The sequence below is a fragment of the Limnobacter sp. G6BE5S genome, assembly GCF_058448965.1.
Window position 1 is genome coordinate 182,122 of the sequence record NZ_JBZFLM010000002.1, and the last position, 15,883, is coordinate 198,004.

General features: G+C 52.2%; 14 protein-coding genes. 11 read left to right on the top strand and 3 right to left on the bottom strand.

The genetic code is table 11. The features are described from left to right. Window positions 1-7: 7 nt before the first annotated feature. The 6 genes from ACVL1J_RS04060 (at window position 8) to bktB (ending at window position 7,253) form a co-directional block, all read left to right on the top strand. Window positions 8-1,846: a PHA/PHB synthase family protein gene (locus ACVL1J_RS04060; protein WP_341236664.1), complete on the top strand. Its 1,839-nt coding sequence runs from the start codon at window positions 8-10 to the stop codon at window positions 1,844-1,846. Between the two features lie 21 nt (window positions 1,847-1,867). Further along, window positions 1,868-3,046 (top strand): acetyl-CoA C-acetyltransferase, encoded by a 1,179-nt coding sequence (locus ACVL1J_RS04065; protein ID WP_159568646.1) that lies wholly within the window; start codon window positions 1,868-1,870, stop codon window positions 3,044-3,046. Window positions 3,047-3,093: 47 nt separating this feature from the next. Continuing rightward, entirely contained in the window at window positions 3,094-3,837 is a 744-nt protein-coding gene (gene phbB / locus ACVL1J_RS04070) for an acetoacetyl-CoA reductase (RefSeq protein ID WP_159568645.1), read from the top strand. A gap of 198 nt (window positions 3,838-4,035) precedes the next feature. After that, the gene (phaR, locus tag ACVL1J_RS04075; RefSeq protein ID WP_159568644.1) at window positions 4,036-4,653 is read left to right on the top strand and encodes a polyhydroxyalkanoate synthesis repressor PhaR; all 618 of its coding nucleotides are present in this window, start codon (window positions 4,036-4,038) and stop codon (window positions 4,651-4,653) included. 8 nt (window positions 4,654-4,661) lie between these two features. Further along, entirely contained in the window at window positions 4,662-6,023 is a 1,362-nt protein-coding gene (rimO, locus tag ACVL1J_RS04080; protein WP_341236663.1) for a 30S ribosomal protein S12 methylthiotransferase RimO, read from the top strand. 48 nt (window positions 6,024-6,071) lie between these two features. After that, window positions 6,072-7,253: a beta-ketothiolase BktB gene (gene bktB, locus ACVL1J_RS04085; RefSeq protein WP_159568642.1), complete on the top strand. Its 1,182-nt coding sequence runs from the start codon at window positions 6,072-6,074 to the stop codon at window positions 7,251-7,253. A gap of 61 nt (window positions 7,254-7,314) precedes the next feature. On the opposite strand, the gene serB is transcribed toward bktB, so the two are convergent. From serB to mfd, 3 genes are all read right to left on the bottom strand, one after another. Continuing rightward, window positions 7,315-8,187, bottom strand: a complete 873-nt coding sequence (gene serB / locus ACVL1J_RS04090; protein ID WP_341236662.1) for a phosphoserine phosphatase SerB — start codon at window positions 8,185-8,187, stop codon at window positions 7,315-7,317. After that, window positions 8,184-9,137: a tetratricopeptide repeat protein gene (locus ACVL1J_RS04095; protein ID WP_341236661.1), complete on the bottom strand. Its 954-nt coding sequence runs from the start codon at window positions 9,135-9,137 to the stop codon at window positions 8,184-8,186. The genes serB and ACVL1J_RS04095 overlap by 4 nt, the downstream gene beginning before the upstream one ends. Before the next feature lie 93 nt (window positions 9,138-9,230). Next, window positions 9,231-12,695 (bottom strand): transcription-repair coupling factor, encoded by a 3,465-nt coding sequence (gene mfd / locus ACVL1J_RS04100; protein WP_341236660.1) that lies wholly within the window; start codon window positions 12,693-12,695, stop codon window positions 9,231-9,233. 125 nt (window positions 12,696-12,820) lie between these two features. Between mfd and ispD the strand changes: the two genes are divergently transcribed. Genes ispD through ACVL1J_RS04125 form a run of 5 tightly spaced genes read left to right on the top strand, consistent with a single transcriptional unit; the run spans window position 12,821 to window position 15,881 of the window. Further along, complete coding sequence (gene ispD, locus ACVL1J_RS04105) at window positions 12,821-13,552, top strand: 2-C-methyl-D-erythritol 4-phosphate cytidylyltransferase (protein ID WP_159568638.1); 732 nt, start codon at window positions 12,821-12,823, stop codon at window positions 13,550-13,552. Then, on the top strand, window positions 13,549-14,043 hold the full coding sequence (ispF, locus tag ACVL1J_RS04110; protein WP_341236659.1) for a 2-C-methyl-D-erythritol 2,4-cyclodiphosphate synthase: 495 nt from the start codon (window positions 13,549-13,551) through the stop codon (window positions 14,041-14,043). Before ispD ends, ispF begins: the two co-directional genes overlap by 4 nt. Continuing rightward, the gene (tsaB, locus tag ACVL1J_RS04115; protein ID WP_341236658.1) at window positions 14,043-14,744 is read left to right on the top strand and encodes a tRNA (adenosine(37)-N6)-threonylcarbamoyltransferase complex dimerization subunit type 1 TsaB; all 702 of its coding nucleotides are present in this window, start codon (window positions 14,043-14,045) and stop codon (window positions 14,742-14,744) included. The genes ispF and tsaB overlap by 1 nt, the downstream gene beginning before the upstream one ends. Beyond that, window positions 14,731-15,192 carry a ribosomal protein S18-alanine N-acetyltransferase gene (rimI, locus tag ACVL1J_RS04120; RefSeq protein WP_341236657.1) on the top strand — a complete coding sequence of 154 codons (462 nt, stop codon included), beginning with the start codon at window positions 14,731-14,733 and terminating at the stop codon, window positions 15,190-15,192. The genes tsaB and rimI overlap by 14 nt, the downstream gene beginning before the upstream one ends. Then, window positions 15,189-15,881 carry a uracil-DNA glycosylase gene (locus tag ACVL1J_RS04125; protein ID WP_159568634.1) on the top strand — a complete coding sequence of 231 codons (693 nt, stop codon included), beginning with the start codon at window positions 15,189-15,191 and terminating at the stop codon, window positions 15,879-15,881. The genes rimI and ACVL1J_RS04125 overlap by 4 nt, the downstream gene beginning before the upstream one ends. Window positions 15,882-15,883 lie beyond the last annotated feature (2 nt).

Consider the following 15,883-nt stretch of genomic DNA (forward strand, 5'->3'; position numbering starts at 1 on the left):
GAGGAAGGTGAACAAACAAATACCAGACTTTAACGAAGTCTTCGGTCAGCTATTGCCTGTTGCAGAACAAATGCAGCAGCAGATGCAGGCCCAGTTTCAGCAGGCCATGGGTGCCTTCGGGCAACTGGGGCCAATCCCGGGATTGCAAGCCTCAGTGCCGTTACAAAATGCAACCATGGGAGCCATTCAGCCATTCATGAATTCGATCATGGGTGCTTGCCAGGCTGCACTGACCCAAATCCCGGTGCATTCACTGGGGCAAATTCAAACTGAATACGCTGCCGAGTTGTCCGCATTGCTGGCTTCGGCGTTTTCCAATTTACCCAATCCCGAGTCCAAGGCCACACAGCCTGTATCTCTTGACACCTGGATTCAGGGTGACAAGCGCTTTGCTTCACCCGATTGGCACGACCACGGTGTGTATGAGTTCACTGCGGCCATGTATTCGCTGAACGCACGGTTCACGAAACGTATTGTTGAACTGGTGCCCGACAGCAGTCCTGAAAAACGCAAGGTTGAGTACGCCGTTGAGCAGTTTGTCGATGCACTGAGCCCTTCCAATTTCTTTGTTACCAATCCGGAAGCGCAGAAAAAATTGCTGGAGAGCAAAGGTGAAAGCCTGACACAGGCCATTCAAAACCTGATGGCAGACATGCAAAAAGGTCGCATTTCACAAACCGATGAAGATGCGTTTGAAGTGGGTGTGAATGTAGCCACTACACCTGGTGACGTGGTGTTTGAGTGCGATTATTTTCAACTGCTGCAGTACAAGCCCACCACTGAAAAAGTGGGTAAACAGCCCATGTTGTTTGTGCCGCCGTGCATCAATAAATTTTACATTCTCGACCTTCAACCCGCCAATTCGCTGGTTAACTTCGTGGTTAGCCAAGGCCACACTTTGTTTCTGGTGTCCTGGAAAAATCCCACCGAGGCTGAAGGGCATTTCAGTTGGGATGGCTATGTTGAAGATGGCGTAATCAAGGCCATTGATGTTGTCAAAACCATCACCAAACAACCCAAGCTGAATGTGCTTGGTTTTTGTGTGGGCGGCACGCTTTTGGCAACGGCTTTGTCGACATTGGCCAATCGCGGTGACGACAGTGTCAACAGTGTCACGTTTTTGACCACCTTGCTCGACTTCACCGACACTGGCGCCTTGGGTGTATTTGTGGACGAGGAGCAGGTCAAGGCGCGGGAAGAAAGCATTGGTCAGGGTGGGGTTATGCCCGGCAAAGATTTATCAAGTGCTTTTTCCTCGCTGCGCCCAAATGATTTGATCTGGAATTACGTGGTGAACAATTACCTGAAAGGTGAAAAGCCACCCGTGTTCGATTTGTTGTACTGGAACAGTGACAGCACCAATTTACCGGGCCCCATGTTTGCTTGGTACCTGCGGAATACTTACCTGGAAAACAAGGTGTGCCAGCCGGGCAAAGCCATGGTTTGTGGCATGCCGGTTGATTTGGGTTTGATCGATGTACCTGTTTACATTTTGGCAACTCGTGAAGACCACATTGTGCCCTGGCGAAGTGCCTTTCAAACTAGCCATTTGGTGAGCGGTGAATCCAGGTTTGTGCTGGGTGCCAGTGGCCACATTGCCGGTGTTATCAACCCGGCCAATAAAAACAAACGCAATTACTGGGTGTGTGAAGGTGAAATTCCAGATACTCCTGAGCAATGGTTCAAGCAAGCCAAAGAAGTGCCTGGCAGTTGGTGGAATGATTGGGCGCAGTGGCTTGAGTCCATGAAAGGCGGAGAAGTGAAAGCGCCAGCAAAACCCGGCAATGCAAAATTCAAATCCATTGAGCCCGCACCTGGACGATACGTCAAACAGCGAGCCGTATAAAAACCTGTAAGGAGAGTTGACATGACTGAAGTTGTAATTGTTGCTGCGGGCAGAACCGCACTGGGCAAGTTTGGTGGATCACTTGCCAAAATTTCTGCGCCAGAGTTGGGGGCGCACGTGATCAAAGGTTTGCTTGAGAAAACGGGCGTGAAGGGTGAGCAGATTTCAGAAGTGATTCTGGGACAGGTGCTCACAGCAGGTTCGGGTCAAAATCCGGCCCGTCAGTCTGTCATCAAAGCGGGATTGCCGAACACTGTGCCTGCTCTGACAATTAACAAAGTCTGCGGTTCTGGCCTGAAGGCAGTGATGCTGGGCGCACAAGCGATTGCTTGCGGCGACGCTGAAATCGTGATTGCCGGTGGTCAGGAAAACATGAGTGCAGCGCCCCATGTGATGATGGGCAGCCGCGATGGTTTTCGCATGGGAGACGCCAAGCTGGTAGACAGCATGATCGTGGATGGCCTGTGGGACGTGTACAACCAGTACCACATGGGCATTACCGCTGAAAACGTGGCGGACAAGTATGGTATTCAACGTGCGGAGCAAGATGAGTTTGCGGTGAAAAGCCAGAACAAAGCTGAAGCTGCAATTAAGGCTGGCCAGTTCAAGGATGAAATTTTCCCGTTGAGCATTCCTCAGCGCAAAGGCGACCCCTTGGTGTTTGACACCGATGAGTTTCCACGCCTGGGCGCCACGCTGGACAACATGACCGCGTTAAAGCCCGCATTCAAGAAAGACGGCAGTGTGACTGCTGCTAACGCATCTGGTTTGAATGATGGTGCAGCCGCTGTGATGTTGATGAGTGCTGCGAAAGCGAAAGAACTGGGTTTGCCCGTGTTGGCGACCATTGCTGCCTATGCCAGTGCCGGGCTGGATCCCACGATTATGGGTATGGGGCCGGTCCCTGCTTCGAAGAAGTGCCTGGAAAAAGCAGGCTGGACTGCTGCTGAGCTGGACTTGATGGAAATCAACGAAGCTTTTGCGGCACAAGCATGTGCCGTGAACAAGGAAATGGGTTGGGATACATCAAAGATCAACGTGAATGGTGGCGCCATTGCCTTGGGGCATCCAATTGGTGCGTCAGGTTGCCGTGTGCTGGTAAGCTTGATTCATGAAATGAATAAGCGCGATGCCAAGAAAGGTTTGGCCTCATTGTGTATCGGCGGTGGCATGGGCGTGGCTTTGGCTGTCTCCAGATAGTATTCGGATAAATTCAAATCAATACAAATAAAGAAGGGATGTGAATCATGAATGAACCAAAAGTAGCGTATGTGACAGGTGGTATGGGTGGTATTGGAACGGCCATTTGCAAGAAGCTGTGTGAGTCGGGTTACCGTGTGATCGCAGGCTGTGGCCCCAATTCACCCCGCAAAGAAAAATGGCTGGGTGAAATGCGCAGCGCAGGATACGAGGTGTATGCCAGCGAAGGCAATGTGGCCGATTGGGACAGCACCGTGACTGCTTTCGAGAAAGTACGTGCCGAGCACGGCACGGTTTCCATTCTCGTGAACAATGCCGGCATTACCCGCGATGGCACTTTTGTCAAAATGAGTCGCGACGATTGGTCTGCCGTGATCGACACCAACTTGAACTCGTTGTTTAACGTGACCAAACAGGTTATCAGTGGCATGGTTGAGCAGGGCTTTGGTCGTGTTATCAATATTTCGTCGGTGAATGGTCAGAAAGGGCAGTTTGGGCAGACCAACTACTCCACAGCCAAAGCGGGTTTGCGTGGTTTCACCATGGCGTTGGCTCAAGAAGTCGCATCCAAGGGTGTCACTGTGAACACGGTTTCTCCGGGCTACATCGGTACGGACATGGTTCGTGCCATTCGCCCTGATGTACTGGAAAAAATTGTGAATACCATTCCGGTAAAGCGTTTGGGTACACCCGAAGAAATTGCATCCATTTGCGCCTGGTTGGCCTCTGAGGACTCTGGTTTCTCGACAGGCGCTGACTTTTCGCTGAATGGTGGTTTGCACATGGGTTAATCCTTGGTGCATTTTCGGCAACCAAGTGCCAAAAAGGCGGTATGATGTTGCACTGCACGTTGAAAAAGCGTGCAGTGCTTTGTTTTTTGTAAGTGCTTGTTTGTGCAAGGTAGTTTGACAAATTGATGCACCTGCAACCAGACCGTTCACCCACGCAGGTGCGGCGGCGTATAACACCACAAGAAAGAGATGAGAGGCATGGCTGACGCAACACGACTGATCAAGAAGTATCCAAACCGACGCTTGTACGACACTCAAACCAGCAGTTACATCACCTTGGGCGATGTAAAGCTATTGGTGCTGGAAAACGAAGGATTTCAAGTCGTGGATGCGAAAAGCGGTGAAGATTTAACCCGTAGCATTTTGCTCCAGATCATTCTGGAAGAAGAAACTGCAGGCGTGCCAATTTTCACTTCTCCCATGCTGTCGCAAATCATTCGGTTTTACGGCAATGCCATGCAGGGCATTATGGGTACATTCCTTGAGAAAAACCTGCAAGCGTTCATGGACATTCAGAACAGCTTCCAGGATCAAGGAAAAAATGTGGCGGATGGCAGTCAGTTTGCAAACCCGGAATTGTGGTCACAATTCATGAGTGTTCAAACGCCTGTGATTCAAAGCATGATGAGCAATTACATTGAACAAAGCAAAAACATGTTTGTGCAAATGCAGGATCAGTTTCAAAACCAGACCCGCAGCATGTTCACAAACTTTGGATTCCCAAACCCGGGCGAGTTTCCCGGCATGAGCGGAATGCCAGGCGCGCCTGGTATGCCCGGTGCCACCAAAGCAAAGCCGGACCCTACCAAAAAGTAACACCGAATATGCAAGACGAAACCTTCTCTGCCAAGCGCCCACCGAGTGTGGGCTTTGTTTCTTTGGGTTGCCCAAAGGCCCTTGTGGATTCCGAGCGAATTCTGACCCAACTGAAAGTAGAGGGGTACAACGTATCTGCCTCCTATGAAGGGGCAGACCTGATCGTTGTCAATACCTGCGGTTTTATCGACAGTGCCGTGCAGGAAAGCCTGGACGCCATTGGTGAAGCCATTCATGCGAACGGCAAGGTAATTGTAACGGGTTGCCTGGGTGCCAAAAACGGCAACGAGGGCAAGGAACTGATTACCAACTTGCACCCCAAGGTGTTGGCTGTTACTGGCCCACATGCCACTGAAGAAGTGATGCAGGCGGTGCACATTCACCTGCCCAAACCACACGACCCGTTCATTGATTTGGTGCCCGACCATGGCGTGAAGTTAACGCCCAAGCACTATGCCTATTTGAAAATTTCGGAAGGCTGTAACCACCGTTGCACCTTCTGCATTATTCCAAGCATGCGTGGCGATCTCGTCTCCCGTCCAATCGGTGAAGTAATTCGTGAAGCAGAAAGCCTGAAAAAATCGGGCGTGAAAGAATTGCTGGTGGTGAGCCAGGATACTTCGGCCTATGGCGTGGATTTGAAGTACCGCACTGACTTTGTGAATGGCCGCCCCGTAAAAACACAGTTTCAGCAACTGGCCGAAGAACTCGGCGAACTGGGCATTTGGGTGCGCATGCACTATGTGTACCCATACCCCCACGTGGACCGTGTGGTGCCGTTGATGGCGGAAGGTAAAATTTTGCCTTACCTCGACATTCCATTCCAGCACTCACACCCCGATGTGCTCAAGCGCATGAAGCGCCCCGCCAGTGGCGAGCGCAACATTGAACGCATTCGTGCCTGGCGCGAAACCTGCCCCGACATTACACTGCGCAGCACATTTATCACTGGTTTCCCTGGTGAAACAGAAGATGAATTCAAGCATCTGCTCGATTTCATTGAAGAAGCGCAACTGGACCGCGTGGGTGTATTTGCCTATTCACCCGTGGACGGTGCAGTGGCCAATGCGCTGGACAACCCGGTGCCGGAAGAAGTGAAAGAAGAGCGCCGCGCGCGTTTGATGGAACTGCAGGAAAAGATTTCACTGAGCCGCAACGAAGCCAAGTTGGGCAAAGTGATGCAAGTGTTGGTCGATGAAACCGACGAAGAGGGCATTGTGGCCCGCAGCAAAGCCGATGCCCCGGAAATTGATGGCAATGTGTTTGTACCCATGCCTGAAAACCCGGCCCAGAAGCCTAAGCCGGGCGATTTTATCAATGTGCTGATTGATGACTGTGATGAACACGACCTTTGGGGTCGAATTGCATAACAGAATCATTTAGCTGAGTCGTTTAATAAAAAAATAGGAGATAGAGCAATGACACGTGAAGTGGTAGTAGTAGCCGGTGTACGCACCGCAGTGGGCGACTTTGGTGGAAGTTTGAAAGATTTTTCCCCAACGCAGTTGGGCGCCATGGTTGTGAAAGAAGTGGTTGCACGCGCAGGTGTAAGCGCCGACCAGGTGGGCCATGTTGTGTTTGGCCATGTGGTTAATTCCGAGCCCCGCGACATGTACTTGTCTCGCGTGGCTGCCATTGAAGGTGGTTTGGACAAAACAACGCCTGCACTTACTTTGAACCGCCTGTGCGGTTCTGGCTTGCAAGCCATTGTGACTGCTGCGCAAAGCATTATGTTGGGCGATGCCGATGTCGCCATTGGTGGCGGTGCTGAAAGCATGAGCAAAGCCCCGTACATTTTGCCTGCTGCCCGTTGGGGTGCACGCATGGGCGACATGAAGGGCATCGACATGATGGTGGGTGCACTGCACGACCCATTCCATGTGATCCACATGGGTGTAACCGCTGAGAACGTGGCCAAAGAATTCAATGTAAGCCGTGAAGACCAGGACGCCTTGGCGGTTGAAAGCCACAAGCGTGCAGCCAACGCAATTGCAAACGGTTATTTCAAAGACCAGATCTTGCCGATCGAAGTAAAAACCCGCAAAGGTCCTGTTGTGTTCGACACTGACGAACACGTTCGTGGCGACGCGACTGTTGAGGGCATGGGCAAACTGAAAACCGTGTTCCAGAAAGACGGCACAGTGACTGCTGGCAATGCTTCGGGTTTGAACGACGGTGCGGGTGCTGTGCTGTTGATGGAACGTGGCGCTGCCGAGAAGGCTGGCAAGAAGCCCATGGCCCGTTTGGTGGCCTACGCCAACACGGGCGTTGAACCAACCATTATGGGCATTGGCCCCGTGTCTGCAACCAAAAAAGCCTTGGCAAAAGCTGGCTTGAAAATTGAAGACATGGACGTCATTGAAGCCAACGAGGCTTTTGCTGCGCAGGCTTGTGCCGTAACCAAGGAATTGGGCATGGACCCGGCCAAGGTGAACCCCAATGGTTCAGGTATTTCAATTGGCCACCCCATTGGTGCCACAGGTGCAATTATTACCGTGAAAGCATTGTACGAATTGCAGCGCATTCAGGGTCGTTACGCACTGGTGACCATGTGTATTGGTGGTGGTCAGGGTATTGCCGCGATTTTTGAGCGGATGTAATACTCAGCGGTATTGCCGCGTGATGAGGTTTGGGTGTTCTGCCCAAACCTCTGTTCGCTGATCAGCTATTCGCCTCAAACCACTTGCAGATGCTATCCAACCCACCGTGGTTGATACAAAAGTCTGTTTTCACCTGCACCACTGGCTTGGCATGAAACGCCACGCTGGCGCCGGCAATTTCCATCATTTTCAGATCGTTGGAACCATCGCCCACCACAATTGTGCGCGAGGGCTCGCAGCCCAACAGTGCGCAGGTTTCCAGCACGGTTTCACGTTTCACTTCTGCATCCACAATGGTGCCCAACACGCGGCCGGTCAAGTGGCCTTCTACAATTTCGAGCGTATTTGATCGGGTGTAATCCAGCCCCAATACTTCCTTCATTTTGTCGGTGAAAAAGGTAAAACCACCACTGACCAACAGCGTTTTCCACTTGTTGGCTTTGGCATAGGCAATCAGCTCTTCTGCCCCTGGCGACAAGCGCAGGCGTTCTTCAAATACAGACTGCAGGCAGCTTTCCGGTACGCCTTTGAGCAAAGCCACCCGGCGGTTCAGGCTTTCGGAAAAGTCTTTGATTTCACCCCGCATGGCGGCTTCGGTAATTTCAGACACTTCCTTTTTTTTGCCTGCAAAGTCTGCAATTTCATCGATGCATTCAATCGTGATCAGCGTGCTGTCCATGTCCATGGCCAGCAATTTGAATTCATTGGCCTGAAACTCGGATTCCAGGATTGCAAAGTCGAACTGGTGCACACGGCTTAATGGCCGCATGGTGTCGGTAATGGCTGCTTTGGGCAGTGTGTAGGCCTCAGGAATTTCAATGCAGGCTTGTTGGTCTTGAACTTCAACGCCCAGTGTGGGCAGGCTGAGTGCATCAAGCGCGGTGTGCACCTGGGCGGTGGTCAATGTTTTGGAGGAAAAGAATAGTCGGCTCATGGTGTGCTCTCCGTGGGTTGCGCGGATTCTACCTTGTCGTTTGCGGAAATTTCACCGGCGGGCTCTTGAAGTTGTGCCAAGAGTTTGATTGAGGGTTCGTGACCCTGTTGCGCCGCAAGGTTTAACCATTGTAACCCCAAGGGCTTGTTGACTGGAAATCGGGTTCCCTCATAGAGCAGATTGCCTAGCAGGTGCATTGATTCAACCAATCCCTGTTGCGCTGCGGAATTCAACAATGCCAACACTGCCGGGTCTTCTGGTTGAAGGGGTGCTTCATTTTTTAGTACAAGCTCGGCCAATTCATGACTGGCTTGAGGGTGATTCAGGCGCGCAGCACGACGCAACCAGAACATGCGGTCTTCGCCTTCAAACTTGCTCAGCCGGTAGCGTGCGTTGGCGTCGTCTGCATTGGCCAATGTGTAAAGCAGGCGCTTTTTTTGTTCGCAGAATTCATTTTTGGGGCAGTAAACTTCTTCCTTGCCCTTGTCGAGTCGTTGCAGCGCATATTGGGTGCACGGCAAGTACACTTCAGCACAAGAATCCAGGTGTTGCTGGGCTTCAATTTTGCTGTGTCCGAATGGGCTTTCCAGGTGACTTTCCAGAACGGTTTGTGAGTACAGCAATTGCGACGGGCTGTGTTGGTCTCGGGATGCACGGCGCAACCAACCCAGGCCTTCGGTCAGTTGTTTGCTCAGGTCTGGCTGGCTGGCATTGAAGACATCAAGCAACAGCAATTGGCCCAAATAGTATTGGGCAGGCGTGTGGTTTTGCATGGCCGCTTTCCCCAGCCAAACGCGTGCGACCTTCAGGTCGCGTTCCACGACATCACCACGCAGGCGCATCAATCCGAGTGCGGTTTGCACTTCGGCATCACCTGCTTCGGCCTCGGGCAACAAGGCCTTGTAGACTGCCAGGCCAGCGTCACCTGAATCAGGGTTTTGTGCTTGCACCTTGCCTGAGATTAAAGCGCTCCCGAAAAGGAGAGCCGCGCCCAGCAGGCGAAACCAAGTGAATTGTGTGCCAGCGTTGTAGATCATGTGGGTTCAGGCCAGTTGTTTGATCAAACCTTTAAGAAACTGTACACGGTCGCTGACTTTCGGGAAACTGCGTGTAATTCTTAAACGCTCGGCGCCGGCCAGTTTCATGTCTTTTTCTTTTTGAATCATCAATATGATTTTGCCTGCATCCACATTCGGTTGCGCATCAAATTGCACAACGGTTGCGTCTGTTGAGCTGTCAATTTTTGCAATGCCCAGGGGTTTGGCCAAAATGCGCAGGCGGTGCGTTTCAAGCAGTGCTGTGGCAGCTTCAGGCAGTTTTCCAAAGCGGTCAATCAGTTCTTCCTGAACCTCTGAAATGAAGTCCATTTCTTCGGTACTGGCCAGGCGCTTGTACAGGGTCAGGCGTTCATGCACGTCGGGGCAGTAATCTTCAGGCAACAAAGCCGGCGTGTGCAGGTTGATTTCTACTGTGACGTTCAGTGGTGCAGTCAAGTCGGGTTCTTTGCCAGCGCGCAAACTACGCACAGCGTGGTTCAGCATGTCGGTGTACATTTGAAAGCCCACCTCGTGCACATTGCCGCTTTGATTGGCACCCAATACCTCGCCAGCACCGCGAATTTCAAGGTCGTGCATGGCCAGATAAAAACCGCTGCCCAGGTCTTCCATCATGGTGATTGCTTCCAGACGACGTTCGGCGTTTTTGCTTAAGCCTTCTTCGTTGTTCACCATCATGTAGGCATAGGCTTGGTGGTGCGAACGGCCAACGCGGCCACGCAACTGATGCAGTTGCGCCAGGCCGAATTTGTCGGCTCGGTGAATCACGATGGTGTTGGCTGTGGGTACATCAATGCCGGTTTCAATAATGGTGGTGCACAACAACAGGTTGAATCGCTGTTGATAAAAATCGCGCATCACGCGTTCAAGGTCACGCTCATTCATTTGCCCGTGCGCAATACCGATACGGGCTTCCGGCAGAATTTTTTCAAGCGCCTCACGGCGATTTTCAATGGTATCGACCTCATTGTGAAGGTAGTACACCTGCCCGCCACGTTTGAGTTCGCGTAGTACAGCCTCGCGAATTACGCTGTCAGTTTCACGGCGCACGAAGGTTTTAATCGACAGGCGGCGCTGCGGGGCAGTGGCGATTACGGAGAAATCCCGAATGCCTTCCATGCTCATGGCCAGTGTGCGTGGAATGGGTGTCGCGGTAAGCGTCAGTACATCCACTTCAGCACGCAGGTTTTTCAAGGCTTCTTTTTGGCGTACGCCAAAGCGGTGTTCTTCATCAATAATCACCAGCCCAAGGCGCGAGAACTCAACTTCTGAGCTGAGTACTTTGTGCGTGCCAATAATGATGTCGGCTTTGCCGGTATTGATCAATTCAACCGCATCGCGAATTTCTTTGGGTGATTTGAATCGGGACAGTTCGACTACTTTCACGGGCCAATCGGAGAAGCGATCGGAGAAGGTTTGGAAGTGTTGTTCGGCCAACAGCGTTGTGGGGGCCAGCAGCACCACTTGCTTGCCATCCATTACACTGACAAATGCAGCGCGCAATGCCACTTCGGTTTTGCCAAAGCCCACATCGCCACACACCAAACGGTCCATGGGGCGGGGCGAGGTCATGTCGGCGATTACCGCGCGAATGGCAGCGGCCTGGTCGGCTGTTTCTTCGAAGCCGAATTTTTCAACAAAGGCTTCGTAGTCGCCAACGCTTAGTTTGAATTCATGGCCCTTTCGCAAGGCGCGGCGAGCATACAGGTTCAACAATTCAGCTGCGGTGTCGCGCACCATTTTGGCAGCTTTCTTCTTGGCTTTTTCCCACTGGCCTGAACCCAGTGCATGCACGGGTGCATTTTCCGGGTCTGCACCGCTGTAGCGTGCGATCACGTGCAACTGGGCTACCGGCACAAACAGGTTCGAACCGTTGGCATATTCAAGATGAAGGAATTCAGATTCGCCTTCGCCAAGGTCCATGCTGATCAGGCCTTTGTACCGGCCAATACCATGTTGTTGGTGCACCACTGGGTCGCCGATTTTCAGTTCCGACAAATCACGAATCATTGATTCGACGTTGCTTTGCCGTTCTTGTTGTCTGCGTGCGCCGCGGCGGCGTGGGGAAAGCGAGAACAATTCTGCTTCAGTAACAAACGCAATTTGCGCTTCAAGCCCGCGGTGCACGCCAAAGCCTTGGTCCAGTACTGCGGTACACAGCACAAAGTGTTCGCCACTTTCCAGTGCACCTTGCAGTGTTTCGGTTTGGTGGGGTTTTAGCTTGTGTTCAAGGAAATACTGGTTCAGGGTTTCTCGACGACCATCGCTGGGGGCCACCATAATCACTTGTTTGTAGCTGCCAGCTCCAGTGCGTTCTATCAGGTTGCGGAATTTGAAAACAGGATCATCTGCTTTTCGGTCGGCAGCCAGGTCGGGTAGCAGTGCGCCGCTGTATTCTGGCACCAAAGCATTTTTGGATGCCGACAAATTCACGCGCGCCGCATTTTCGAAACTGCTGAAAAACTCATTGGCATTCAGGTAAATTTCGGAAGGCCGCAGTATTGGGCGCTGTATGTCTTTCGACAAGAAGTCGAAGCGGCTTTGCGTGTCAGCCGCGAAGGTCTGAAGCGCTTGGTCTACATCGCCATGCTGAATAAACACCAGTTCTTTTTGAGGCAGGTAGTCGACCAGGCTGGCCGTGTTCTCAAAAAACAGAGGCAGGTAATATTCAATGCCAGCGCTGGCCACACCGGTGCCCATGTCGCGGTAAATGCCAACTTTCGAGGGGTCGCCTTCAAAGCGTTCTCGCCACTTGCTACGAAACTGCGCGCGGCTTTGTTCATCCATCGGGTATTCGCGCCCGGGGAGCAGGCGCATTTCGCGAACCGGGTAAAGGCTGCGCTGGGTGTCTACATCAAATGTTTTGATTGATTCGATTTCATCATCAAACAAATCAATGCGAAATGGCAGGGCTGTGCCGGTGGCAAACAAATCGATAATGCCGCCGCGAATGCAATACTCGCCAGGGGTCATCACCTGCGACACATGGCTGTAGCCGGCGATCGTCAACTGCTCGCGCAGTTTTTTTTCATTCAGTTTGTCGCCTGTTTTGAAATAAAACGTACTGCCCGCCAGAAAAGAAGGCGGCGCCAGTTTTTGAATGGCTGTGCTGGCTGCGGTAATCAGTACGTCCAGATCGCCCCGCTGTGTTTGGTACAAAGTGGCCAGTCGTTCAGACACCAAATCCTGGTGGGCGGACAAACTGTCGTAGGGCAAGGTTTCCCAATCGGGCAGGTAATGCACCTTCAAGCCTGGAGCAAACAAGGCAATTTCTTCTTGCAGGCGGGTTGCATCGTGCGGGTTGGCGCAGGTGATCAGGCACAGCTTGCCCTGTTCTTGGGCCTGTGAACACAATTGGGCCAACAAAAATGCATCGGCGCTGCCGGGTGGGTGCGCCAAGCTGAGCCTGTGGCCGCCGGTTAACTGAAAAGAAGAAGTAAAATATGACAGCATAAGGTTTGCCCGCTTGGATACTGCAACCTTGCTGGTTTTCCAGTGGGCGTCAAGTTCGGGTTTTGGGTCGATGAATCAAGGCCCGTATTATACGGCGGCAAGTGCCCGCATAGGAACAGGCTTTCATGGCAAGAACTGCCAGGTTTTTTGGATTGGTGCCTGCTGGTGGCGCGGGGAATCGCTTTGGCGGAAATATCCCCAAGCAATACGCCATGCTGGGCGCAAAAACAGTGCTCGAGCGCAGTGTGTCGGCCTTGTTGGCTGATCCACGCGTGGAAAAGGTATTTGTGGTGGTGGCTCGGGATGATTCGGCAGCCCAGGACTTGTTTGCCGGGCATGCCAATGTGAAGTGCCTTCCGGTAGGGGGGCAAGAGCGAGTCAATAGCGTATTGAATGGCTTGAATCATTTGCTGGCGAACTTCCTTGTCGCTGAAACCGATTGGGTTTTGGTGCACGACGCTGCTCGCCCCGGTTTAAGCGCAGCTGCCTTGAAAAGATTAATCGATGAAGGCAGTGAGCACATTGCAGGGGCCTTGCTGGCGTTGCCGGTGGCCGACACCTTGAAAAAAACCAGTGTGGCTGAGGGGGGCGAGGTGATCGCCCAGACCACGGTGCCCCGAGACCAATTGTGGGCTGCGCAAACGCCGCAAATGTTTCGGGCACAGGCTCTTGCCATGGCCATTTCCGAGTGTGTGTACAAAGGTGCCAAACTGACCGACGATGCCAGTGCAATCGAAACCCTTGGAATTGGTCCCCTGATTGTGCCTGGGCATATTGAGAATATGAAAATTACCCAAGCTGATGATTTGCAGGTTGTGGCCAGGTTGCTGAACTTGCAACAGGAGGACTCTGAATGAGTGAAATTAATCGCCTGCGGGTGGGGCAGGGTTACGACGTTCACCGCTTGGTCGAAGGACGCAAGTTGATTTTGGGAGGAGTGCACATTCCTTCCGAGCTCGGCTTGTCAGGTCATTCCGATGCAGACGCCTTGTTGCATGCAATTACCGACGCAATTTTGGGTGCCTGCGCTTTGGGTGATATCGGCACTCATTTTTCTGACACCGATCCCCAGTTTGAAGGCGCAAACAGTGGTGTGCTGTTGAAGAAAGTGATCGATCTAGCGAATTCCAAACGCTTCTCGCTGATCAACATTGATTCCACCCTGATTTGTCAGAGCCCAAAACTTGCGCCGCACATGGCGGCCATGCATGAAAGCTTGAGCGGCCTTTGTGGTTTGCCACTGGATGCCGTCAATATCAAAGCCAAGACCAATGAGAAGTTGGGTTATCTGGGACGGAAAGAAGCCATCGAAGCTCAGGCTGTGGTCTTGATGGTAAAGGGCCGTTGATGACGTCTCGTTTTCTATTGGCAATCAGCACCAGTTCGGGCGTGGCCAGGGTGGCCGCCGCTGCAGAACCCTTAAGTCCACTTGATTTGGCAGGTGAGTTGTTCAGCTTTGAAATCACCGATTACAAAAGCCAGTCAGCCCAGCTGTTGCCGCTGATCCAGGCGCATTTTCAAAAAGTGGGCTTGAAGTCGACCGAATGTGTCGCCATTGCGGTAGATATTGGCCCTGGTGGATTTACCAGCTTGCGAACAGCTTGTGGTGTTGCCCAAGGTTTGGCAGTGGCGTGGAAAGTGCCCACCGTGCCGCTGAGCAGTTTTGAATGCATGTTGCCCTTACCCTTGCCAACCAGGCCTGTAACGGTGCTAACGGATGCGCGTTTGAATGAAATTTATGCCGCAACCCTTGAACGCCTGCCGTGCGGCACGCAGTGGGTGCAGCCGCCGCATTTGTTGCCGATCTCGATATTGCAAACATTAGAAGGCGAGGTCGTTTGCGATTCGGAATTGTTTGCGCAAATTACGTTGGCAAGCGACAGCGTGAAACAGGGCGAGGTGTCTGCAGTGCGCTTGGGGCAATTGGCATGGCAAGAATTTGCGGCGGGGCGGGTTGCTGGGGCAATCGATTGCCAACCTTTGTACGTTCGCGACAAGGTTGCGCAAACCACCACTGAACGATTGGCGTTGAAGCATGGCGTTATTTAGTATTCGACCCATGACGGAGGCTGACGTGCCTGCTGTAATTCTGGTTGAAAACCAGATTTACGAATTTCCGTGGACTGACCGTAATTTTCTCGATTCCTTGCGGGCGGGATATCACATGCATTGCATGTGGCTCAACGAGGAGCTGGCTGGTTACATCGTGATGATGCATGTGGTTGATGAGTATCACTTGCTCAATATTTCCATTCGTGCTGACCTGCAAGGTTTGGGACACGGCAAACATTTGTTGCAGTGGGGCATTGGTCAGGCCAAACTGGCCAGTGCAACAGGCATGTTGCTGGAAGTTCGGCCCAGCAATGTCGCTGCAAAAAATCTCTATGAGAAACAAGGGTTCAAGTTGATTGGTGCACGCAAAAATTATTACCCGTCTCAACTGGGGCGAGAAGACGCCCTCGTGATGTTCAAACGATTTACAGGCATGCTGGAATGACAAACGCACGTACCAAGGCCAGCCTGTTCAATGCAATGGGCTTGGGCCCGGTTTGGGAATTGAAAGCAAACGAGACTCCGCAGGTGCAGGTTCCGGCTATTCCTGCGCAAGGTGTGCATCAGGAACTGCCCTCGCTGAAGTCATTGCAAAACACGGTTGCCAATTGCAAGAAATGCAGCTTGTGTGAAACACGCAAGCAAACGGTGTTTGCTGATGGCATTGCGCATGCACCTTTAATGGTCGTGGGAGAAGCCCCTGGCATTGACGAGGACGCTGTGGGTTTGCCTTTTGTAGGCAGGGCAGGGCAATTGCTTGACCGCATGCTGGCAGCAATCTCGGTGAGTCGTGCAAACAATGTATACATCGCCAATGTGTTGAAGTGTCACCCACCTGGCAACCGAAATCCCGAGTCGGCTGAAATTGCAGAATGTTCGCCTTACCTGGTGGAGCAAATCAAGGCCAATGATCCAAAAGTATTGTTGTTGGTGGGGCGTTTTGCGATTCAAACCTTGCTGAACAGCAAAAAACCAGTGGGCGAACTTCGTGGTCAGGTTCATCGAGTGACCCTGGACGGGCTCGATATTCCAGCGGTGGTGACTTACCACCCGGCGTATCTCTTGCGCAGGCCCGAAGAAAAATCGAAGGTGTGGGACGATTTGTTGTTATTGAAACAACAGGGCATTATTTAATT